21 protein-coding genes are annotated in these 23,234 nt (G+C 42.4%); 11 read left to right on the top strand and 10 right to left on the bottom strand.

Annotation, left to right across the window (positions count from 1 at the left end):
* Positions 1-4: 4 nt before the first annotated feature.
* The 3 genes from folB to BMW98_RS08145 are packed head-to-tail and all read right to left on the bottom strand — an operon-like array spanning position 5 to position 2,223.
* Positions 5-412 carry a dihydroneopterin aldolase gene (folB, locus tag BMW98_RS08155; RefSeq protein WP_090258004.1) on the bottom strand — a complete coding sequence of 136 codons (408 nt, stop codon included), beginning with the start codon at positions 410-412 and terminating at the stop codon, positions 5-7.
* Between the two features lie 42 nt (positions 413-454).
* Positions 455-1,300, bottom strand: coding sequence for a DivIVA domain-containing protein (locus BMW98_RS08150; RefSeq protein ID WP_090258003.1), 846 nt, complete (start codon positions 1,298-1,300; stop codon positions 455-457).
* A gap of 2 nt (positions 1,301-1,302) precedes the next feature.
* The gene (locus BMW98_RS08145) at positions 1,303-2,223 is read right to left on the bottom strand and encodes a WD40 repeat domain-containing protein (RefSeq protein WP_090258249.1); all 921 of its coding nucleotides are present in this window, start codon (positions 2,221-2,223) and stop codon (positions 1,303-1,305) included.
* Positions 2,224-2,294: 71 nt separating this feature from the next.
* Between BMW98_RS08145 and BMW98_RS08140 the strand changes: the two genes are divergently transcribed.
* Complete coding sequence (locus BMW98_RS08140; RefSeq protein WP_090258002.1) at positions 2,295-2,915, top strand: 4'-phosphopantetheinyl transferase family protein; 621 nt, start codon at positions 2,295-2,297, stop codon at positions 2,913-2,915.
* Between the two features lie 2 nt (positions 2,916-2,917).
* On the opposite strand, the gene BMW98_RS08135 is transcribed toward BMW98_RS08140, so the two are convergent.
* The 4 genes from BMW98_RS08135 to BMW98_RS08120 form a co-directional block, all read right to left on the bottom strand.
* Complete coding sequence (locus tag BMW98_RS08135) at positions 2,918-3,772, bottom strand: transglutaminase-like domain-containing protein (protein WP_090258001.1); 855 nt, start codon at positions 3,770-3,772, stop codon at positions 2,918-2,920.
* 3 nt (positions 3,773-3,775) lie between these two features.
* On the bottom strand, positions 3,776-5,404 hold the full coding sequence (locus tag BMW98_RS08130; RefSeq protein ID WP_090258248.1) for an acyl-CoA carboxylase subunit beta: 1,629 nt from the start codon (positions 5,402-5,404) through the stop codon (positions 3,776-3,778).
* Between the two features lie 108 nt (positions 5,405-5,512).
* Complete coding sequence (locus BMW98_RS08125) at positions 5,513-6,484, bottom strand: MlaD family protein (protein WP_090258000.1); 972 nt, start codon at positions 6,482-6,484, stop codon at positions 5,513-5,515.
* Positions 6,484-7,278 carry an N-acetylmuramoyl-L-alanine amidase family protein gene (locus tag BMW98_RS08120; protein WP_245733515.1) on the bottom strand — a complete coding sequence of 265 codons (795 nt, stop codon included), beginning with the start codon at positions 7,276-7,278 and terminating at the stop codon, positions 6,484-6,486. The genes BMW98_RS08125 and BMW98_RS08120 overlap by 1 nt, the downstream gene beginning before the upstream one ends.
* A 76-nt stretch (positions 7,279-7,354) precedes the next feature.
* Between BMW98_RS08120 and BMW98_RS08115 the strand changes: the two genes are divergently transcribed.
* From BMW98_RS08115 to BMW98_RS08105, 3 genes are all read left to right on the top strand, one after another.
* A complete protein-coding gene (locus BMW98_RS08115) occupies positions 7,355-10,081 on the top strand; it encodes a putative LPS assembly protein LptD (protein WP_090257998.1) in 2,727 nt (908 codons plus the stop codon).
* 67 nt (positions 10,082-10,148) lie between these two features.
* Positions 10,149-10,718 (top strand): Crp/Fnr family transcriptional regulator, encoded by a 570-nt coding sequence (locus BMW98_RS08110; RefSeq protein ID WP_222843607.1) that lies wholly within the window; start codon positions 10,149-10,151, stop codon positions 10,716-10,718.
* Positions 10,719-10,783: 65 nt separating this feature from the next.
* Positions 10,784-11,110: a DMT family transporter gene (locus tag BMW98_RS08105; RefSeq protein WP_090257996.1), complete on the top strand. Its 327-nt coding sequence runs from the start codon at positions 10,784-10,786 to the stop codon at positions 11,108-11,110.
* A gap of 54 nt (positions 11,111-11,164) precedes the next feature.
* Here the strand turns inward: BMW98_RS08105 and lysS are convergent, their stop codons facing one another.
* On the bottom strand, positions 11,165-12,871 hold the full coding sequence (gene lysS, locus BMW98_RS08100; protein WP_090257995.1) for a lysine--tRNA ligase: 1,707 nt from the start codon (positions 12,869-12,871) through the stop codon (positions 11,165-11,167).
* A gap of 77 nt (positions 12,872-12,948) precedes the next feature.
* The gene (locus tag BMW98_RS08095) at positions 12,949-14,160 is read right to left on the bottom strand and encodes a proline dehydrogenase family protein (protein ID WP_090257994.1); all 1,212 of its coding nucleotides are present in this window, start codon (positions 14,158-14,160) and stop codon (positions 12,949-12,951) included.
* An 85-nt stretch (positions 14,161-14,245) separates the two neighbouring features.
* Here BMW98_RS08095 and BMW98_RS08090 point away from each other — a divergent pair, with 85 nt between their 5' ends.
* The 5 genes from BMW98_RS08090 (at position 14,246) to BMW98_RS08070 (ending at position 19,473) form a co-directional block, all read left to right on the top strand.
* A complete protein-coding gene (locus BMW98_RS08090; protein ID WP_090257993.1) occupies positions 14,246-15,343 on the top strand; it encodes a chorismate mutase in 1,098 nt (365 codons plus the stop codon).
* The gene (locus BMW98_RS08085) at positions 15,340-15,876 is read left to right on the top strand and encodes a prephenate dehydratase domain-containing protein (RefSeq protein WP_090257992.1); all 537 of its coding nucleotides are present in this window, start codon (positions 15,340-15,342) and stop codon (positions 15,874-15,876) included. Before BMW98_RS08090 ends, BMW98_RS08085 begins: the two co-directional genes overlap by 4 nt.
* A 255-nt stretch (positions 15,877-16,131) precedes the next feature.
* The gene (locus tag BMW98_RS08080) at positions 16,132-17,226 is read left to right on the top strand and encodes a bifunctional 3-deoxy-7-phosphoheptulonate synthase/chorismate mutase type II (RefSeq protein WP_090258247.1); all 1,095 of its coding nucleotides are present in this window, start codon (positions 16,132-16,134) and stop codon (positions 17,224-17,226) included.
* Positions 17,223-18,257 carry a 3-dehydroquinate synthase gene (gene aroB, locus BMW98_RS08075; protein ID WP_090257991.1) on the top strand — a complete coding sequence of 345 codons (1,035 nt, stop codon included), beginning with the start codon at positions 17,223-17,225 and terminating at the stop codon, positions 18,255-18,257. The genes BMW98_RS08080 and aroB overlap by 4 nt, the downstream gene beginning before the upstream one ends.
* Position 18,258: 1 nt before the next feature.
* Positions 18,259-19,473 carry a 3-phosphoshikimate 1-carboxyvinyltransferase gene (locus tag BMW98_RS08070; protein WP_090257990.1) on the top strand — a complete coding sequence of 405 codons (1,215 nt, stop codon included), beginning with the start codon at positions 18,259-18,261 and terminating at the stop codon, positions 19,471-19,473.
* An 87-nt stretch (positions 19,474-19,560) separates the two neighbouring features.
* On the opposite strand, the gene BMW98_RS08065 is transcribed toward BMW98_RS08070, so the two are convergent.
* Complete coding sequence (locus tag BMW98_RS08065) at positions 19,561-20,715, bottom strand: DUF4221 family protein (protein WP_090257989.1); 1,155 nt, start codon at positions 20,713-20,715, stop codon at positions 19,561-19,563.
* 164 nt (positions 20,716-20,879) lie between these two features.
* Between BMW98_RS08065 and BMW98_RS08060 the strand changes: the two genes are divergently transcribed.
* Together BMW98_RS08060 and BMW98_RS08055 are read left to right on the top strand one after the other, a co-directional pair.
* On the top strand, positions 20,880-22,628 hold the full coding sequence (locus BMW98_RS08060; RefSeq protein ID WP_090257988.1) for an ABC transporter ATP-binding protein: 1,749 nt from the start codon (positions 20,880-20,882) through the stop codon (positions 22,626-22,628).
* A gap of 2 nt (positions 22,629-22,630) precedes the next feature.
* Positions 22,631-23,209 carry an NUDIX domain-containing protein gene (locus BMW98_RS08055; protein WP_090257987.1) on the top strand — a complete coding sequence of 193 codons (579 nt, stop codon included), beginning with the start codon at positions 22,631-22,633 and terminating at the stop codon, positions 23,207-23,209.
* Positions 23,210-23,234: the final 25 nt, after the last annotated feature.

Below are 23,234 nucleotides of genomic sequence, written 5' to 3'. Positions count from 1 at the left end.
ACTGTTACGAATTCTTACTTCGCACCATAGTAATTTTAGACTGTTTGGCCACGCCACCAATCGGTGGGTTCTGTTTGGCCACACTGATTTGAATTTCCTCCACAATATCAAAGGCATTGAACAAACGGTCAACCATTCGCTGGGCAAGCCGTTCGAGCAGCTTGGTAGGAATGGCCATTTCTTCCTTCACAATAGCGTAAATGGTTTCGTAGTTAACCGTTCCAGAAAGTTCATCAGCCTGAGCAGCCTTTTCAAAATTGGTTGTTACATGCACGTCAACTACGTACTGGTTACCAATCTTTCTTTCTTCCTCGTAAAAACCATGGAAGGCATAGATTTCTATGCCTTCCAGTGATACAATATCCTTGTTCATTAATGTATGAAACTTGTCTAGTTTAATCTTTAGCTCCAAACTCGATTGGTAAAGCTACCAAAATCAACCTCTTTAGAAGTATTAGTCGAACTGATCAAAGAAAGAACCTTTGTTCTCTTCTTCATCTTGCTGAGTGGCTACCTTTTGCTTTGGTTCTTTTTCTTTGGCTGCCTCATCTTGCACCTCCGGCATTAGCGGCTCCGGCTTTTCTTCAACCACATCGCTCAACTCATCAATCGGTGCAATATCATCTAGGTCATCTGTATCTTCAACCATCTCAGAGATGCTTTCTTCAGCTTGGCGATGCTCATTATCTGCAATGATCTGATCGACATCAACCGGCTTTGAATGGTTATCGTTCACCTCTCGGCTTAGCTCCTTGGCCTTCTTAATGTGAGGCTTTATATCTGCAGGAAACTCCTCATGTCGACCAAGTTTTGTCAGAATATCTTCCGCCAACATCTTTAAGTCAGACATGAGTGATACTTTGTTGGCATCCATGCTACGGAAAACTTGCTCTAGCTGACGAATTTCGTCTTCCATATCATCGATTATTATACGGGCTTTAGACTCCGCATCTTCAATGATATTTTTTGCTCGGTTTTTGGCTTCAGACATTAGTGCATCGGCACGCATTTCGGTTTCGCGCATATGCAGCTCGGCTGTTTTAGTAGCCTGCTCAATCATATTCGCACCAGTATCTTCTGCTGTTTTAAGCGTTTTGAAAAGTGAGTTTTCCACTTCGCGAAGCTTTTGAACTTCTTTTTCAGAAGCCTCAAGCTTGTATTTAAGCTCTTTACTCAGCTCGTTTAATCGCTCCCACTCTATTGATAGCGAGTTTAGGAAAGCTTTCACTTCGTCTTTATCGTAACCACGAAAGGCTTTCTCAAATTCTTTTTGCCTTATTTCTAAAGGAGTAATGTTCATTCTTAAGATAGATTAAAGGTTATATCCCAGATTGATATACTGCGGTCGTCACTAGCCGACACTAATAGGTTGTTGTGGTCGGTCCAAAGCAGCTTGTTTACCGAAGTGCCGTGGCCTGCATGTCGGGCTTTGTCAATCACCTTCAGCAGTTGGAAAGTCTCAGCGTCCCAGACCTTTATCGACTTATCCATGCTACAAGTTACGAAATGTTTCCCATCAGCACTAAAATCCAGATGGTTAATTGCGTACATGTGAGCGACAACAGACTCTTTCAATGTATAATCTTGTTGTACATCCCATATTTTCAGGTGTGCATCGCGACTTCCGCTAATCAGGTAACGTTCACCTGGTGTATAACGTACCGTAAAAACGGATATTTTGTGCGCTTCAATTTCGTGTAATAGGCTAAAATCCTTGAGGTTGAATATGCGAACCATGTTATCGCTATACCCAACCGCCAAATGTCCGTTTAGCGTTGAGAAACTAATAGAGCGGGCACTTTTATCGGAATAACTGAGGACTTCGATTGTTTTGAGCGTAGTGATATCCAGTATGTGCACCTCGCCATTTGCCAAAGCCACAAATATTCTATCACGCAGTACTTTGACATCGAATATGGCAGAACTCCCCAAGTTAATAGAGCCTACTTGCTTTCGCTCGTTTAAATCGATAAGGTGAATACCATCAAAGTTTTGACCTATAATAAGTACGTTTCTTTCAGCGTAATAGCATAAAGCATAAACCGAGCTATCGAGTTTGGCGAGCATTCGTCCACTCTCCAAATCATTCAAATCCCATTGTGCCACTACACCATCGCCCCCAGCAGAAAAGAACAGGTGCGGCTCTGGGCCCGACTCAACGGTATAGACGCAGTCCTGATGACCGGCAAGGGTATTCACTTTATGTATTTCGACTTTAGTCATCGGTTTAAAAGCACTATCTTGAAAGCGCAGCACAAAGCTAAGCATAGCACCCTGCAAACACGAAGAAATTCATGCCAATAATCCAAGAACAGCCTATTTCACCGCAAGTTTCCATATGCATTTGGAAAATAGACGAGACTGAAGAAGCCTTATTAGCATTTTTGGAGTTGAATGAAACTGAGTTTGCAGACTTTGACCGTGTTAAAGTGGCCTCAAAACGGTTGGAATGGCTAGCTGCCCGAAACGCCTTGAAGCAGTTGCTTAACCCATTTGGACAGTTTTGGCTGGAGAAAGACCAGTTCGGCAAGCCGCACTTAACCGACCCATGCATTGGGGTTTCCATGTCGCATGCCAACGGTTTTGGAGCAGCGGCAATTAACCACCAGGGACCAATCGGAATAGATATTGAAATTGAACGCCCACAAATTCAGCGTATTTCGAGAAAATTTTTGAATGAGAACGAAACCTGGGCAGGCACAGATACTTCCAAGCTCACACAGGTTTGGGGCGGTAAAGAAGCACTATACAAACTCCATGGCCGCACGCAACTAATCTTTGCAGACCAATTGGTAATTGAAGAACCTAGCCTAAAGCACATTACTTCAGGCCAAATAATTGAGCAAAACAAAACGGAGACTTTTAGTCTTTACTTTGACTACCAATCTCCGCTTCATATTTGTTGCGCTTTTTAGCCCTATTCTTTTGTCGCCACAATCTGCAACAACTCCTTAACCTCTTCTACCTTTTCGGTATGGCCTAATTTCTCGTGCGCGCTCATTAAGTTGCGCAGCACTCGAGCCACAATATCTACCGAGGTACAAGGCTCGTAGTATTTATCGTTTTTCGGAAGTTTTAAATTGTCGATGTATTCGTCAATTTCCTTTTTGGAGAAAACTAAGCCACGGTTGAAAGCATTGATGTAAAACTGGGCATCGTCATTCTTATAAGTCATTACGAACAGGTTGGGCAGATTAACGCCATAAACTGGCATTTTAAGTTTTTGAGCAACCAGCATGTAAATAATGCATAACGAAATCGGATTCCCTTTTTTGGTTTGGAGCACTACACTTAACATGGAATTACCAGGAGAATGAAAATTCTTGGTGTTCGCTCCGAAGTGCAGTTTACTAAAGAGTACAGAGTTGATAATCTTAACCTGATCAACAGGGTGAATATCAGTTTTAAATTCAAGCCAAGCCTCATAGTAAATTTGCTCCAACTCCTTTCTCAAGGTATCCAATTCAATATCAGGGTACTGATAGGTATTCACCAGCCACATCCCCTCAAGTAAATCCGTCTTGGGGCTATTTCTCCATTCGCTTAGCTTGCCTTTTAGCAATTCGAATTGAAGTGTATGTACTAACTCTTCAATTCGTTTTTGCACGGTTGGGTTAAAACTGTTCTCCCATTCAAACTCCAGATAAGGAATTACATAAGTGCCCAGTGACTTGATTTTCCCCTCCACATGTTCAACAACCTCTACATCCTCGTCATCGAGCAAAGACACTAATGCCTTCAACTCTTTGTTGCTTAAATTCTCTTCTACCATTCATTAAGTTTGAATAACCCCCACATTAAACTGCTCCGTAATAGGTGCGTGATTAGCCGCTTCAATGCCTTTTGAGATTACCTCTCGGGTTTTTGCGGGATCGATAATTCCATCGACCCAAAGGCGCGAAGCCGCATAGTAAGGGCTCAATTGTTCGTTATAGCGCTCGGTGATTTCTTCGAGCAATTTCTCTTTGTCTTCTTCTGTTATTTCTTTGCCTTGCGCTTTCAATGAGCTCACTTTAATCTGCAACAAAGTTTTTGCTGCTGAAGCTCCACTCATTACAGCAAGTTTGGCTGTTGGCCAAGCATAAATCAATCTTGGATCATAAGCCTTGCCACACATGGCATAATTGCCTGCTCCATAAGAATTACCCGTAATAATGGTGAATTTTGGCACCACAGAATTGGCCATAGCATTTACCATTTTGGCGCCATCTTTAATAATTCCGCCATGTTCGGCACGACTGCCTACCATAAATCCGCTAACATCCTGAAGGAATACCAGTGGTATTTTACGTTGGTTGCAATTCATTATAAAGCGAGCCGATTTATCTGCAGAGTCAGAATAAATCACTCCGCCCATCTGCATTTCTCCTTTTTTGGACTTAACCACAATACGCTGATTAGCCACAATACCTACTGCCCAACCATCGATACGTGCATAGCCGCAAACTATGGTTTGGCCGTACTTTTCTTTGTACTCTTCAAATTCACCATCATCGACCATACAGCCAATAAGTTCGCGCACATCGTAAGGCTTCACCCTATCGTGGGGCATTAGGCCGTACAACTCCTGCTGGTCCTTCTTTGGTGTTTTTGGCTCAGTTCTATCGAAACCAGCCTTTTCGAATGCGCCAACTTTATCGAAGATGCTTTTGATGTAATCTAAGCAAGCCTCATCGTTCGGAAATTTATTATCAGTAACGCCTGAGATTTCACTTTGTGTAGTAGCTCCGCCCAGTGTTTCATTGTCTATATCTTCGCCAATGGCAGCTTTTACCAGGTAAGAGCCAGCCAAGAAAATTGAACCCGTTTTATCGACAATGGCAGCTTCATCGCTCATAATGGGCAAATAAGCACCACCTGCTACGCAGCTACCCATAATGGCCGCCACTTGAATAATGCCCATTGAAGACATTTTTGCGTTGTTACGAAACTGGCGTCCGAAGTGCTCTTTGTCTGGAAAAATTTCGTCCTGCATGGGTAGAAAAACTCCTGCGCTATCGACCAAATAAACGATAGGCAGCCTATTTTCCATGGCTACTTCCTGCGCCCTTAGGTTTTTCTTTGCGGTAATAGGGAACCAAGCTCCAGCTTTTACGGTGGCATCGTTCGCTACGATAACACAGCTCCTGCCAGCTATTTTACCAATACCGGTTACCACTCCTCCCGATGGGCAGCCACCGTACTCTTTGTACATCCCATCACCAGCGAAAGCGCCTATTTCCAAAAAGTCTTCAGGGTTATCAATCAGATAATCAATTCTTTCGCGAGCTGTGAGCTTTCCTTTTTTGTGTTGCGATTCTATTTTTTTCTCTCCACCACCAAGTGCTACTTGCTTATGCCTTGATTTTAGCAAATACACCAGTTGACGCATTGCATCGTCATTCTTGTTGAATTCAATGTTCATGAATAGTTTGTTTCGCTCCCAAGGGAGCATTTCCATAGATAGTTTACTTGTGTCTAAAATAGACCCAAGAAACTTAAATTCAAACCATGTGGTTTGGCGGAGTGCCTACTAATTTCTTTTTCGTTTGGCTTTTTCTCTGCCTTCGGCCGGTGGACGACTGGCTCTACCAAAGATGGAAACATTCACATAGCGCTTCGGATTATAGCGGAAGTCGATAAGCAAACTATCCAAGTCTGCCATGGCGAGGTTGAGGTTATTGTAAAGCGAATCGTTCGACATTAGCTTACCAAGAGTGCCTTCACCAGAATTCAGTTTAGTAAGGAACTGCTCGGTACCCATTAACACGGTATCGATTCGTTGAAGTCGAGATTCTATATTAACTGCATTGAGCTTTTCACCCAATTGCTGATATTCTTCTAGTAAAGGCTTAACTCCTCCCATTGCTGCCACTAACGAATCAGTAACATAATCCATTTTTAGTTTGAGTTGCTCTAATGTAAAACGGGTCTCGCGCGTGGTAAGCACAAGTTCACGAGAGAAAGTGGTGAAGTTATCAATCGCCATTGCGATGCTGTCACTTTTATCGGCAAAAGGCGAAAGCACATCATCAATTTTGCTCACAAGTGATGAAAGCTGGTTGGCAGCAGAAAGTCCCTCTTGCGTTAGCAGTTCGGCTACTCCGCGATCAATATCGCCAACTAACGTATCACCCGACTCTAAAACGCGCATTCCACCGGGTTTCAAGATCAATTGTATTTCTACACCACCCAAAAAGTCTGGTTTTGCCAAACGCGCAAAGGTGCTATCGGTAAGCACAATGGTTTTATCCACAGCCAGCTCAACCAATATTTCACTGTACTGTGCATCGCTAAACTTTCTTTCGATTACTGTTCCAACATCAAGGCCATTAAGGATTACTTTATCCCCCTTGTTCAGCCCACTAATGTTTTGGTATTTTACATAGTATGTGTTTAAAGGCGAGAACACATTTAATCCTCTTAGATAGTTAAAACCTATGTATAAGAACGCTGCCATAAGCAACGTAAACAGCCCTACTTTAAATTCTTTCGTTCTTGCCACTAGTTCTCGGTCGATTCTACGTATTTAAAATAATCTCTTACTGACCTAAAAATTGCCGAAGCCAAATAGTCCTGAACCTTTTTTGAGCCCAAATCTTTTTCTTCATCGGGGTTGGTCAAATACCCTAATTCAATCAACACACTTGGCATAGCCGTATTCCACAGTACCCAAAGGCTCGATTGCTTCACTCCCCTACTTTTTCTACCAGCCCGCTTATCGAACTGCTCTTCCACAGTTTGCGCCAGAAAAATACTGTTTTCCTGATAGGCCTCCTGCATGATCTCGAACATAATATTCACCTCTGGTGAGTTCGGGTCGAAGCCCTGATATATCTCTTCGTAATTCTCCTCAAGCAAAATTACTGAGTTTTCGCGCTTTGCTACTTCAAAGTTTCTTCCTTCATTTTTAGTTCCCATTACATAAGTTTCTGTTCCGAATATATGGGAGTTACCTGGTGGCATGGCATTTGCATGGATCGACACGTACAAATCGGCCTCCTTTTCGTTGGCTAGCTTTGCACGTTCAGCCGGATGACTGTACTCATCTGTTTTACGAATATAAATTACTTCAATATTGTCTGTCAGGGTTTCCAAATACTCGCCCACTTTAAGGGTAACTTTTAGCACCACATCTTTCTCTCTAAGAACAGCCCCCCTTGTGCCATGGTCCTTACCGCCATGCCCAGCATCTAATACAACTTTATATTTCCTTTTTGGTTTAGCCTCTGGCCCTTGCGCATTGACATTAAAGGCTAAAAGGAACATTACAACTATAAGAATCAGATAATTTTTCACTGTATTGCTAATGAAACGGCTTATTGGAATAACTTTACGCAAAAATCTGAAAAATTCCGAAAAACCGAAAAAACGCGTGTTTTCCCGAAAGGTCATAGTCTTTACTTTTTTTCTAATACTTATTATAAGTGGGCTTCAAGCGCAAGAAAGGCGACTGAATGCCGACACCATACCTGTTATTCAAAATCGTGCCGATTCTTTAAAAACGCTCCCCGCAGCGCAAGATAGCCTTTCTGTAAACGATACTATTCCTAAAAGTACATTCGAAACTACGGTAAAATATTTTGCCGAAGACTCGATTATCACCAAAACCCGCACGAATGTAACCTACTTATACGGAAACGCTTACATTGAGTATGGTGATATAAAGTTAACTGCCGAACGCATAATAATCGACAGAAATAAAAACGAATTGCATGCCATGGGCGTGCAAGACTCTCTTGGTGTATGGGAAGGACGCCCCATTTTTCAGGATGGAAGTGATAGGTTTGAAACAGAAGAGATAAGGTACAATTTTGTGACACAAAGGGCTCGAATTTCGGGCGTAGCTGCCGAACAGCCCGATGGTTACCTAAGGGGTGAGGTGGTAAAACGAAACCCCGACCAAAGTGCGTACATTAAAAACGGCAGATACACACCCTGCTTAGACGACCCAAATGCCACCACTTATATTAAGGCTAAAAAGATCAAGATCATTCCTGGCAAAAGTGTAATTACAGGACCGTTCCTTTTATACATAGGCGATATTCCTACCCCTCTGGGTTTACCTTTTGGATTTTTCCCCGATACGCAAGAGGCTACTTCGGGCATACTTTTTCCTAAATACGGAGATGAACAAAGAAGAGGACTCTACTTACGCGATGGTGGCTACTACCAAGTATGGAGCGACAAACTTCATACGGCATTAACGGGCGATATTTACTCCAAAGGTAGTTGGGCACTGAACATGCGTAATGTTTACAAAGTACGCTACAAATACAGTGGACAGCTACAGCTGTCTTACAACAGAAACCAAACTCCGGCTTACGAAACTGACGGCCTTGACTCTAAAGACTTTTGGCTTACATGGTCGCACAGACCAGAATCTTTGGGTAGAAACTCTAGATTTTCGGCACAGGTTAATGTGGGTACCAGCACTTACAATCAGAATAACCTAAATCTGAACAACTTTCAGAGTAATGTTCGTTCGGAGTTCCGTTCAAACTTGAGTTATAGCGGTACCATACCTGGCACCCCTTTTAGTTATTCGGTTTCTGGTAGACATAGCCAGAACATTCAAACCAATATAATTGATGTGTCGTTGCCGGAATTCAACATGAGTATGAACAGAATTTTCCCGCTAAAAAGAATGGAGCCGGAAATTCTAAAAAAGCTAAGTGTTGGTTGGGACGTAAACCTGTCTAATAGGGTAACCAACATTGTACGCGCACCATCTGCCAGTTACGACATTTCGAACAGAGCGGAAGAAACCGACACCATTTCAGTTGGCTTCGACACATTGGGTGAATTGCTGGATAACGCACAGAACGGAGCGAGAATGCGTATTCCTATTTCAACGGGTTTCCCCATTCTTAATAACCTGAACGTTTCACCATCATTTAATGTAGAGCAACTGTGGTACTTAAAAGAGCTCGATTACACATTTATAGAAAGTGAGAATGCTGTAAGAATCGACACGTTAAACGGCTTTAGTGCCGCTACCACGTACAGTGCAGGTGTAAGCATTGGCACCCAACTATACGGTACGTTTACCAACTCCAACCCCTATAGCAAGGTGGAAGCCATAAGACACACAATGACTCCGGGCATTAGCTTTAGCTACCGACCAGACTACAGCCAATCGCAATATGGCTTTTATAAAGAAGTACAAACAGACACCACCGATGGTGGCCGCTACCAGTTACTTTCTATTTATGATGGCTTTCTGTACGGTTCGCCTGGGCTAGGAGAGTCAGCATCGTTGAGCTTTAATGTGAGCAACAAAATTGAAATGAAAGTACGCAGCGATACGGCTAAATCGGAAAACAAGTCGATTCTTGACAACCTCAGTTTAGGTGGTAGCTACAACTTCTTGGCCGACTCCTTTGCACTTTCAACAATCAGTATTAATGCAAGAACCACGCTTTTCAATAGAAAACTTAGCGTAAATGCAGGCGGTACGTTAGACCCATACACTTACTCTGCTACTAGTAGCGAGAACAGTACGCTACAAAGAAGGGATATTTACGCTTGGAAATCAGGGCAAGGAATTGGCCGTTTAACCAGCGCCAGGCTTTCCTTAAGCACCAACCTAAACTCCAAAGCCTCGAGCAGCCCAAATGCCAATACACGCTCAATCAACAATAACCCCATGGGCTTAGGTAGCGGCTATATTGATGACCAGGAAGGCGAATATGGCTCCATGAATGCTGGAGGACAATTAAGCAGTACTATGGCGCAATACTTTTACGACCCCAATGCCTATGTAGACATTAGCATACCTTGGAACGTAAGAATGAGCTTTGACTACAGCTACTCTTGGAATCCATCGAGTGGCACACGAACGCGTAAATCTGTGAAGATGTACGGTCAGGTAGCGCTAACACCGAAATGGGATGTGACATTTAACTCAGGCTACGACTTTGACGCCAAAGAGCCAACCCAAACCTCAATTGGTATATTCCGAGATTTAGGTTGCTGGCAAATGAACGCGAGCTGGATTCCATTTGGCGTTTACACTTCTTACAGTATTGACATTCAGATTAAAGCGTCTGCACTAAAAGACCTAAAACTGAGCCGTAGAAGAACGCAATTCGACAACTAAAGGCTTCCTGGCATTTCAAAGTCCTATACGCACAACATTTTAACATTAGCAAAAAGCCATTACCTTCATGCATATGGAAATTGGCGAGATTCTGGACAATATCTACCCCTTGAGCGACCTTTCGAAGGAAAAGCTAATTAGCCATATTTCAGAGGTTGTGCTCCCTAAAAGGCACCTTCTAATTAAAAACGACCGGATTGAACACAAGCTTTACTTTGTTAAAAAAGGAATTGTTAGAGCCTATACCACTAAAGATGATACAGAAATTACCTTTTGGTTTGGTAAAGAAGGTGACACCGTAGTTTCCATGAACAGCTATATCAATCAACAGTTTGGTTACGAAAACATAGAGCTACTAGAAGACTGCACACTATACGCGCTAAGCAGTTCTAGGCTTCAAGAATTATTCACCCAAGACATTGAGGTTGCCAATTGGGGCCGAAAGTTTGCTGAATTAGAACTAATAAAAACCGAAAGTCAGTTTATAAACCGACAGCTTAGGAGCGCCAAAGAGCGTTATGAAGAACTCTTAAGCACAAAGCCAGACCTTATCAATAGAGTTCAAGTTGGCCACATAGCATCGTACCTAGGCATTACTCCCGTGAGCCTAAGCCGCATCAGGGCTCAATTAAAGTGATTTCTTATCATTTGTAAATTTTTCTTACCTCCCAGTTCCTGACCTTTGTGAAAAATTTAAAGATCATGAACTGGATAGTATTAGTAATCGCAGGTTTGTTCGAGGTAGCCTTTACACTTTGTTTGGGTAAGGCCAAAGAAGCAGTTGGCAGAGAAATGTATTTATGGTATGGTGGTTTTCTGGTTGCGCTAAGTACCAGCATGTTGCTTTTGATTAAAGCAACACAAACACTCCCCCTTGGCACCGCTTACGCTGTTTGGACGGGTATTGGTGTAACAGGCACCGTATTAGTTGGCATTTTAGTTTTTAAAGAACCCGCAACATTCCTTAGGCTGTTCTTCCTTTTCACACTTATTGGGTCAATTATTGGGCTAAAAATGGTTTCGCACTAAATAAAAAAGCCAGGCTATTACTAACCTGGCTCTATCATTATTTTTTATTTGGGCTTAAACAGCGTGAACAAATAGTCCATCTTCTGTTTTCTCAACCTTGGCTAGCCCGTTCTTGGTTAACTCCTTAATCGCCTTATCCCATTTTTTGTTAGAAAGTCCTGCTTGCTCTTTCAATGCATTGAGCTCAATGGTACCCGCCTTCTTTAGATCTTCCAAAATGGCTTTGCCCTCTTCGCTTAAAGCAACTGTCACTTTCTTCTCAGGCTTCATTTGTGGGAAGAAAAGCACATCCTGAATAGAATTAGAATTGGTCATGATCATAGACAATCGGTCGATACCTACACCTAAACCAGCTGTTGGTGGCATACCATATTCAAGTGCACGAAGGAAATCTTCATCTAGCACCATTGCCTCATCGTCTCCACGCTTACCAAGCTCCAATTGCTCTTCGAAACGCTGGCGCTGATCGATTGGGTCGTTCAACTCAGAAAACGCATTACAAATCTCTTTACCATTACAGATAGCTTCAAAACGCTCAACCAAGCCTTCTTTAGTATTGTGTTTTTTAGCTAATGGCGACATCTCCACTGGGTAATCTGTAATGAAAGTTGGTTGAATCAACTTCGGCTCACAGTGCTCACCAAAAATCTCATCGATCAACTTTCCTTTACCCATTGTTTCGTCTACTTCTACATTAAGTTTTTCTGCAGTTGCACGAAGCTCATCTTCGTTCATTTCAGAAATATCTACTCCTGTAAAATGCTCAATAGCCTCGAACATGGTAAAGCGCTTCCAAGGTCTTTGGAAGTTGATTTTATTCTCGCCTACCTGAACTTCAGTAGTGCCGTGTAAGTCAATCGCTACTTTTTCGATCATAGCCTCCACGGTGTCCATCATCCAGTTGTAGTCTTTATAGGCTACGTACAGTTCTACTTGCGTAAACTCTGGATTGTGAAAACGGGACATTCCCTCATTTCTGAAGTCTTTTGAGAATTCGAACACGCCATCGAAACCACCAACGATTAAACGCTTTAGGTAAAGCTCATTGGCAATACGCAAATAGAGCGTCATGTCCAATGTGTTGTGATGCGTTTTGAACGGGCGTGCGGCCGCACCACCATAAAGTGGCTGAAGAATTGGCGTTTCAACTTCCAAATAACCCTTATCGGCCAAGAAGTTCCTCATAGAGTTTACCAATTGCGTACGCTTAACGAAAGTATCTTTTACCTGAGGATTTACCACTAAGTCGACATAGCGCTGACGGTAACGTTGCTCCGGATCGGTAAATGCATCGTGCACTTTGCCCTCGGCATCAGTTTTTGGTAGCGGCAGTGGCTTAAGCGATTTCGATAGTACCGTAAGTTCTGTTACATGCACTGAAATCTCGCCCACCTTAGTTTTGAAAACGTAGCCTTTAATACCGATGAAATCACCGATACTCAATATCTTTTTGAAAACCGTATTATAGGTAGTTTTATCTTCACCCGGACTCACCTCGTCACGGGCAACATAAACCTGAATACGGCCTTTAGCATCTTGCAGCTCAGCAAAAGAAGCAGACCCCATAATTCTACGACTCATCATTCGGCCGGCCAAGGTTACTTCCTTAAACGCCTCAGGGTTCTTATCAAAATCCTTCTTAATGTCCTTTGAGTAATGACTTACTTCAAAAGTTGTTGAAGGATATGGATTGATACCAAGGTGCTCGAGTTCTTCTTTCTCTTGCCTTCTCTGAATTTCCTGTTCGCTTAAGTTTTGCATAAAGCTTCTTTAATTTTTAAAAGGAGCGCAAAGTTAATGATTCAGAGAGATTAAATAAAAGCTAAATGGCCTTACTGTTAGAACTTATCTTGGTGTCCCAGTTCTTTTTTAAAGGCTTTTCTTCTTTTCAGTTCTTTCGAGAGCAACATTAGCTCTCGGCTACTCTGCCCTTTTACCGAAGTATTTTCGTTCGCCCTTCTAATAAGGTAAGGAATGGTGGCCTTTAGCGGTCCATAAGGCACATATTTAATCACGTTGTACCCAGCATCTGCCAGGTTGAAAGAAATATGGTCACTCATGCCATAAAGCTGTGCAAAGTACACACGGTGATCGCCCGGCATCATCCCGTATTCTTCCATAAACAAGGTGAGTTTGTAGTTCGATTCTTCGTTGTGCGAACCAGCAAATAGCCCGATTTCATGGATGTTTTGTATGCAATAGTGCATGGCATCGTCAAAATCTCTATCTGTAGCTGCTTTATTGGGTTGAATTGGGTTTTCATAGCCCATTTCTTCGGCACGCTTACTTTCCTTTTCCATGTAAGCACCACGCACTAGTTTGGCTCCAAGGCGATAACCACGCGTTCTCGCATCTGCATGAATCCGCTTTAAGTTCTCGAGCATACTGTGGCAATACATTTGGAATGTATAGAACACAATCGCCTTTTCACGATTGTACTTGTGCATCATGTCAATGCTCAAGTCGTCAACAGCTTTTTGAATCCACGTTTCTTCCGCATCAATCAAAACGGAAACATCTTTTTGAGAAGCCAAAGAGCAAATGCTTTCAACCCTTTGCTTTACTCGCTCCCAAGCCGCTTCCTCCTTCTGGCTTAACTTTTCGCCTGCGTGAATTTTCTCCAAAAGCTCAAAAGATGCTAGCCCAGTAATTTTAAAAGCAGCAAATCGGATAAACTCCATCTCACCAGCCCTTTCAATGGACCTTAGTAGCTCTTGGGTGGTATCGTCAAAGCCTTGCTCGGAGCTTTCGCCCTCTACCGAGTAATCGAAAATGGCGCCAATTTTAAAAGCAGCAAGTTCGTTGGAACTTCTTTGGCAGCCATCCAAAGTTTCGCCTCCACAAAAAATATCGAAAATGGTAGACTTAATTAATCCTTTAACCGGTAAGCCCGCGGCCAAAGAAAATTTAGTCAATGAAGTACCAATCTTTACCAACCAGGGGTACTTCATGGTAGAAAAAATAAAATGACGTTTGCGAAGTGCCTCATCCGTCTTAGCCCGAAAAGCTGTTTCCAGCTGATCAAAATCAACGAACTTTTTTAATTCCATAGGTGCTCAAATTCAAGGCCGCAAATATAGCAACAAACTCAATCGCTAGTACATTTGTTGTATCATTGGCAAAACATAAAAATGAATGAGCGCGGAAGGTAAGAAAGGACAGTTAAAATCCAATAATTCTCCCCTACTGATTGCAGGACCATGCAGTGCGGAGTCTGAGGAACAATTGAGAAAAAGTATATTCCCCATTCTCCATAAAGTGGACTTTGTACGTGCCGGTGTTTGGAAACCTCGCACCCGACCTGGAAACTTTGAAGGCGCAGGAGAAGATGCACTAATATGGATGAATAACCTGCGCCAAGAAACGCCATTTAAAGCAGCCATTGAAGTAGCCACCCCCGAACATGTTGAGCTAGCGCTCAAACACAACATTGATCTATTATGGATTGGGGCGCGCACTACGGTAAATCCATTTGCCGTAAGTGAATTAGCCGCTGCACTTAAGGGAACAGATGTTCCGGTTTATGTAAAAAACCCGATTCACCCAGAGTTGGCACTATGGAAAGGTGCGCTGGAACGACTTGCCAAAGCAAACATAAAACAGCTTGGCGCCATTCACCGCGGCTTCCACACCTATCAGAAAACGGAATTTCGCAATGTACCCATGTGGCAAATCCCTATGGAATTGAAGAGCGAATTTCCTGAGCTGCCTTTGATTTGCGACCCTAGCCACATTGGCGGAAGCCGGGCCATGATTGAGTCTTTATCCCAAAAAGCACTCGACCTGAACTTTAACGGGTTGATGATTGAAACCCACTTTGACCCAGACAATGCCCTAAGTGATGCGCAACAACAGGTTACTCCGGCAAGGTTAATTGAAATAATTGATCAGTTAATTATTCGCGAAGCACATTTTTCAGGCGATAGCTATAAAGCTGAAATGGAAATTATTCGCGAACAAATTGACTTGGCCGACCAGCAGGTTTTAGAAGCTATCGCTCAAAGAATGAAGCTTATAGAGCAAATTGGTGAGATAAAAAAGGATAACAACGTAGCCATATTTCAGATTAGCCGGTGGAAAGAAATATTAACATCGCGCCCCAAATGGGCAAAAAAGCTTAACTTAAATAAAGACTTCACCATTGACTTACTCAGACTGCTACATCATCAGTCGGTGAAAAAACAAACAGAGATATTCGACCGTAAGGAAGAGCATACCCCAAAAAGCAAATGACAGAATTAGGACTGCTAGGCCCTGCCAACACGTACCACGACATTACCAGAAAGCGGTATTTGCCACACCTTTCTTACCGATACTTCTTCAACTTCAACGATATATTTGAAGCATTGAACAATGGCACCATTGGTAAAGCACTGGTTGCCGTTAAAAACAGTTCCTCGGGCTTGGTGAACGACAACCTCGAAAGAATCTCTCAGGATTACAACCATCTCGAAACGTTCGAGCTGCCAATTAACCTGTGCTTAGGCAGCGCATTCCCCAACACGGTAGCGAGTATCAAAAAGATCTTTTCTCACCACATGGCGATTAAAGAAACACAACACTACTTCAGCAAATACCATCACATTACTTTTATTGCCAGTGCCAGTACCGCTGGTGCTGTAGACGAGTTGCTGAACAATAAAGAGAAGCATGCTGCGGTAATTTCCAGTAAAGAAGCGATTGAAGCGAACAACCTACTTTTACTTGCTGAAAACATAGAGGACGAACAAAACAATGCAACAACGTTCTATCTTATTAGCAAATAATGAGTATTAGTTTTAGACTAAACCATAATAGCAGGCCAATGCAAAACATTTCAATCGTTTTCCGAACTAAATTGAAATAAAATTTTTGACTATTAAAGAATAGTCATATGTTTAGGGCATGAACAGAACAGCAACTGCTTACTTTTACTTTTTTTACTTTATCAGCTTGGGGAAGGTGAACCGTTGCTAGTGACTATATTTTAAAGAAACTTGAAGCCCGGTTCACCAGAATCGGGCTTTTTTTATGCCAAAAAAATGGAAATTGTAGACATCAAAGATTGGGGTTTAGGTTTATCAGAACACTTGTTGATTGCCGGTCCGTGCAGCGCGGAAAGCCCAGAACAAATTGAAGCGATTGCGAAAGGATTAAAAGGCAGCCGCGTAGAACTATTCAGAGCAGGTGTATGGAAACCTAGAACTCGTCCGGGGTCTTTCGAAGGCATTGGCGAAGATGCATTGGGTTGGCTAGAAATAGCCCGCGAAACACTCAATGTACCGGTAACTGTAGAGGTAGCCAATACTGAACATGTAGAACAAGCGCTAAAAGCCGGAGTAGAAGTACTTTGGATTGGCGCCAGAACTACCGTAAACCCATTCTCAGTACAGGAAATATGTGAGGCACTTCGTGGTACCGACATTCCTGTAATGGTAAAAAACCCAATTAACCCCGATCTACAATTATGGCTTGGCGCTTTTGAAAGACTCAACAAAGTGGGCATTAAAAAGCTAGCCGGTATTCATAGAGGTTTTAGCGATCCTTACGAAAAACGCTACCGAAACAAACCAGAGTGGAGTTTACCAATACACCTTAAAAGATTGCTCCCGGGCATTTCTGTAATCTGTGACCCTAGCCACATTTGCGGAACCCGAGAAATCATTGCATCGGTAAGCCAGCGTGCCATTAACTTTGGATTGGACGGGCTAATGATCGAAACGCACCACGATCCGGATAACGCATGGAGCGATGCCAAGCAGCAAATTACGCCAGACACCCTCAAGATCATTTATGAGAACCTGAACTTCCGTGAATCTATTGAAGCTCACCCTGAAGCAATTAGCGAGCTTGACAAATTCCGCCAGAAAGTTGATTTAGTAGACACCCAGATCATCGAACTGATGGCCGACCGTTTTCAGGTAATAAAACAGATAGGAGAATATAAGAAAGGCCATAACTTAGCAGTTTTTCAGCCGAGCCGCTGGCAAGATGTAATGGAGTCTCGTATTCAAAGCGGGGTTAACAAAGGCATGACGGAGAAATTCATGAAAAGCATGCTTTTCGCCATTCACGAAGAATCTGTTAAAATCCAAGAGGCCCAGTTGAAAGAAGCTAAAACTTCAAATAAAGTATGAGCCAAATCATCATAGATGATATTCAAACAAGCCTCAGCGATTTTTTCGCAGAGCATACATTTTCTAAGGTAGCAGTGCTGGTAGACGAAAACACCGTTGAGCACTGCTACCCTAAAATAAAGTCGCTACTTCCTGCCCACCTGCTTATCGAAATTAAGTCGGGCGAGGCACATAAAAACCTAGATACCTGCACCCATATTTGGAATGCACTTACCGAGCACAGCTTTGATAGAAAAGCACTATTGGTAAACTTAGGCGGTGGAGTAATTGGCGACATGGGTGGTTTTTGTGCGGTAAGCTATAAGCGCGGCATACAGTTCATCAACATTCCCACTACCCTATTGGCGGCTGTAGATGCCAACGTGGGTGGAAAACTAGGAATTGACTTTAACGGCTTTAAGAATCACATTGGCTTTTTTAAAGAGCCGCATTCGGTACTAGTAGATGCCGATTTTCTTAAAACTTTACCTGCCGAAGAATTACGTTCGGGCTTTGCCGAAGTAATTAAACACGGCTTAATAGCCGATAGCGACTATTATACTGAAGTGTGCAAAGATGGCCTGAACCAAATTAATTGGAATGCTATAATTGCGCACTCCATTGAGATAAAACAACAGGTGGTTGCAGCCGACCCGTTTGAGGGTGGATTGAGGAAAGTACTCAACTTTGGCCACACCATTGGTCATGCTATTGAAAGCCATTATTTGGGTAGCAAAAACCATTTATTACATGGTGAAGCGATAGCCATTGGGATGATTTGTGAAGCGTACTTATCAAAAAAAGTACTGAATTTGGCGCAAGCAGAACTAGATGAAATTTGTGCTACAATTTTAAAAATTTATCCCGACCTTTCTATTGACAAGAGAGACTACACAGCTATCATCGCCCTGATGTATCAAGACAAAAAAAATGTCAATAACCTACTGAATCACTCCTTGCTTTACAAAATTGGAGAGGCTACCTACGACATAGCCATAGACGAAAAGCAGGTGTTAGATGCGCTTTATTTTTATCAAACTTTAAAGAATTAGCTTGGAATACTATTTACTGAAGCATCGACCAAATTTAAAGAACGCAGAGGTTCAACTAGAGGCTTCGAAAAGCGAGAGCAACAGAGCGCTCATTATCAATGCGCTCTCAGGAAATAAGTCTGTTTTATACAATCTTTCCAATGCAAGAGATACGCAAACCATGTTGCGACTGCTTAAGTCGGACGATGAGGTATTAGACGTACTTGATGCTGGAACCACCATGCGCTTTTTAACGGCTTACTCCATTTTTGGGGACAAACCCATTTTGCTTACAGGCACCGAGCGCATGCAGCAGCGGCCTATTAAAATATTGGTAGATGCACTGAAGAAAATTGGCGCTAAAATCAAATACAAAGGCGAAGAAGGCTATCCTCCACACAAGGTTAAGCCTTTGCAAGAACAAAAGTCTGAAACGGTAAAAATTCAAGGCGATGTTAGCAGCCAGTACATTTCTGCCCTGCTAATGATTGCTCCTTCATTGCCACAAGGACTAAACATTCATCTAAAAGGCAAAATTGGTAGCCGCCCATATATTCAAATGACATTGGATATGATGAAGCTATTTGGGGTGAAGGCAACTTGGACCAACAATACCATTGAAATTCCGAAGCAAGACTACAAAGAATACCCGTACGTAGTGGAATCCGATTGGTCGGGCGCCAGCTACTGGTATAGTTTTGTAGCCTTGGCCGATGAAGCCAAACTGAAGCTTTTAGGGCTAAGACAAAAATCGCTTCAGGGCGACATTGCGATTGTGCGGATTATGAATCAGCTGGGTGTAATGAGCACTTTCGAAGATGACGGAGTGGTACTGCAGAAAATCCCGCATAGCAAATCGTTCGAGTTCGACTTTACCGATTGCCCAGACCTGGCACAAACCGTAGCAGTAGTTTGTGGCATCAAAGGCATTCATTGCCGCATGACAGGCCTTGAAAGCTTGAAAATCAAAGAAACGGATCGTATCAAAGCACTTAAAAAGGAGCTTAAGAAATTCAAGGTAAAGCTTAAAGAGGTTGAACCGGGCGTATGGGAGATCAAGTCGAAGTTTGAGCCGACCAAAGAAGTAATTGAGGTGGAAACTTACGAAGACCACCGCATGGCCATGGCCTTTGCGCCAATCTCAACCCATCAATCCATTAAGATTTTAGACCCTAGTGTTGTTAACAAATCTTACCCAAGCTTTTGGGAGCATGTGGAAATGGTAAGAGATGAGTGAAATACTCCTCTGGGAGTTTTCATAACAAATTCAGAATGATGGGAAACCACTTAGACCGTCATTCTGAATTTATTTCAGAATCTCCCCCTACTCCTCCACCAACTCAAACAACATAAAGGAAAAATAATCCTCAAGATTGTCAGGGTGATCTGGATGGTTAATGGAAATATAAAGCCCCTTTGGCCCAACAAACACATTGCCTGGTGCTAGCTGACTTTCTTTTTCAATCAACTTCTCTCCGAGTACCTTAAACTCACGATCTAAAATCATAATGGAAAAGGCAGGCGGGAACTGAACAAGTGACCTTACATCTTCGCTGCCATTCAAATCAACTTTCGGGTAGCAAAACCGATAATAGACATTGCGATACCCGTCATAAATTAGGCTACCATAATGCTGGGTGGTTGCAAAATACCGTAACCTATCCTCGCGGGAGCCAGCTTCGGGCAAACGTTCAAAATCTGCTGGTAGGTAATTGCTTTTAGCCATAATAGGCCTCAGTTCCTCATCAAATGAGCTTGCCACGTAAATGTTATGATCCCCGTAAAAGGAAAAAGCAAACTGCCCACCATTTACTGCCGTGCTAAACTCATAAGATGTTTTTCCATCTGCCCAATAATCATCTGGAAAAGTGAAATGCGCAAATTCTACCGCACCACTAGCTACATTCACCCGATACATCAACGGCTTTTCAGATAGCTCTTCATTTTCCATCAGCATGTAATTCCCTCCAAACAAGGTTCTGGTGTAAATATACTGCCCATCCGTATAGGCTGGCGAACTGAAATAGTTCGTCATGGAGCGAATAGGAGAATATTCATCTGGTTTATTGTAAGCCACTTTGTTCAAGGCAGCATCACTAAATCTTGATTGATAAAAGGAGTTATCGAATGGCGGAAATATCAACACACTATCTAAACCCAAAATGCCAATTTCAATCAGCGTACCAACACCTTTAGGTCCTTCTCTGTCGTAGGTCATTTTATCAAAGAGTTTACCGTCTTGGAGCGAGTAGCGCTCAATCTCGTTACGAACCGGGTCAACCGAATACAGCAGCCCTGAATCTAGCTTCGCATCATAATAATAGCCCAACCAGCTACTGATGTTAGAGGTAAGACTATCCAGCTCAATCCTCAATAAATCGTCAGAGGGTTTTAATGTATAACCATTTTCAACTTTTTGTTGATTGCAAGACACCAAGCAAGCCAATACAAAAAGGGTCAACCAGAAATTTCGATTCATGTTGTTAAATCAATGATTAGTTTCTGCTAAATAAAAAATTGCATACATAATAACTAACCATTTAGTCAACTTACAACCACGACTTAAGCTTTTACACTACATATCTTTTCCTAAATTGAATCAATTCTTTATGTGTGGCGTTAGTCACCGGTTACCGTTAATTTATGGCAAAGAAAAAACTCAATAACATAACTGTTCGACAAGTATTCAATGAGATTATTTGGCCGAAAAGAGGCATGCTCCTAATGGGCTTAATCCTTATTCTGCTTAAAAGTGCAGCCACTATTATTCCACCTAAAGCCACACAATACCTTATAGATGATGTAGTAGTGAAAGGCGACATTGAAGAGCTTAAATACATAGTTGGTGCTATTGTATTCGCTATTGTAATTCAGGCCTCTACCTCGTTTATCCTTACACGAGTATTGAGCGTTCAGGCACAAAAGCTGATTGCCACGCTGAGGGTACAAGTGCAAAAGAAAATTCTCTCCTTACCTGTCAACTTCTTCGATAGTCAAAAATCGGGAGCTTTGGTTTCTCGCATTATGACCGATGTAGAAGGGGTAAGAAACTTGGTAGGCACCGGCTTTGTGCAGCTTATTGGTGGCTCCATTACCGCCATTGCCGTACTCATTATCCTTATCGATATGAATGCGAAACTCACCGCACTCATTGTTTTGCCCATTATCCTATTTGGGGTAATAGCTATACGGGCTTTTAAAATATTAAGACCAGAATTTAGAAAGCGAGGAAAACTTAATGCTGAAGTAACCGGTCGATTAACCGAAACCTTAAATGGCATTAGAGTCATTAAAGGATTTGGAGCTGAAAAGCAGGAAATCAAAGTATTTGATGATGGTGTAAATTCGCTTTACAAGGTAATAAAGAAAACACTCACGGCTACTGCGGTTGTTTCTAGTTCCGCCACTTTCCTACTCGCTGGAGTAGCTACTACAAGTATTTTGGGTGTAGGTGGATACTACATTATCCAGGGAGAAATGACTTCGGGTCAACTTTTCGCTTTCATTGCTTATTTGGCTGTGGTAGTAGCCCCCCTATTGCAAATGTCAAACATTGGTAGCCAAATTACCGAAGCATTTGCTGGTCTCGACCGAACGGAAGAGATCATGCAAACCGCCTCTGAAGAAGATGATGACGCCAGAACAGTTGCATTGGAGAAAATTGAAGGCAACGTAAAATTCAACGATGTGAGTTTTGCCTATGAAGATGAAAACGATGTAATCAAAGGCATCAACTTCGATGCACCAGCAGGTTCTGTTACAGCCTTGGTTGGCTCATCTGGCTCGGGCAAATCGACCATCGCAGGTTTGGTGGCTACCTTCTTAAATCCACGCGATGGAAAAATCACAGTAGATGGCACCGACCTTTCTACCGTTCAGTTAAGAAGTTTTAGGAGAAAGCTTGGCGTTGTTCTGCAAGACGATTTCTTGTTTGAAGGTACTATTCGCGAAAACATACTTTTCCCTAGACCCGAGGCCACAGAAGAACAATTGCAAGCCGCTGTAAAAGCAGCCTATGTAAACGAGTTTACCGATAGGTTTGAAGAAGGTTTAAACACGGTAATTGGCGAGCGTGGCGTTAAACTTTCTGGTGGCCAAAGACAGCGTATTGCCATTGCCAGAGCTGTTTTGGCAGACCCAAGGATTCTCATTTTAGATGAGGCAACTTCTAACCTAGATACCGAGAGCGAATCGTTTATTCAGGCCAGTTTGAATGAGTTAATGAAAGGAAGAACCACCTTTGTAATTGCGCATAGGCTAAGTACCATTAAAAAAGCTGATCAAATATTGGTGATTGAAAAGGGCGAAATAGCGGAACGTGGCACGCATGACGAATTGATTACCAAAGAAGGCAGATATTATCAACTTTACACCTACCAAGCCAGAATTTAAAAATGAGTGATAGAATTAAGATCATCAATGAGAAAGTGATCTCCGATAGATGGTTCACTTTGAAAGACATTTCATTCGACTATACCAAAAACAACGGTGAGGTACAGCGCCAAGATCGTGTTGTTTATCACAAGGACAACTACTCGGCCATTCTGCTTTATAACAGCAATAAAAACAGCATAATTCTTACCAAGCAGTTTCGCATGCCTGCTTATGTAAACACGCCAGCAGATGGATTTGTAACCGAGGTTTGTGCTGGTATGTTAGACAATGATTCTCCGGAAGGAGCTGTGATTAGAGAGGCGGAAGAAGAAACCGGCTATCGAGTAAAACAAGTGCAGAAAGTATTTGAATGCTACACATCACCTGGAACTTTAAGCGAATTGGCGCATTTGTACGTGGGCGAATATGAAGACAACATGAAAGTAACTGAAGGTGGCGGAACGGATGCAGATGAAGATATTGAAGTTTTGGAAACTCCTTTTAAAGCAGCACTAGAAATGGTGAAAACGGGAGAAATTAAAGATGCCAAAACGATAATGCTCATTCAATATGCACAGCTCCAAGGGCTTTTAAAGTAACACCCCACCTCCATTGACTTTACTT

This window comes from Roseivirga pacifica (assembly GCF_900111145.1).
Taxonomy (GTDB): domain Bacteria; phylum Bacteroidota; class Bacteroidia; order Cytophagales; family Cyclobacteriaceae; genus Roseivirga; species Roseivirga pacifica.
The sequence above is the reverse complement of the archived record's forward strand: the minus strand, read 5'-3'. Positions and strand labels throughout refer to the sequence as shown.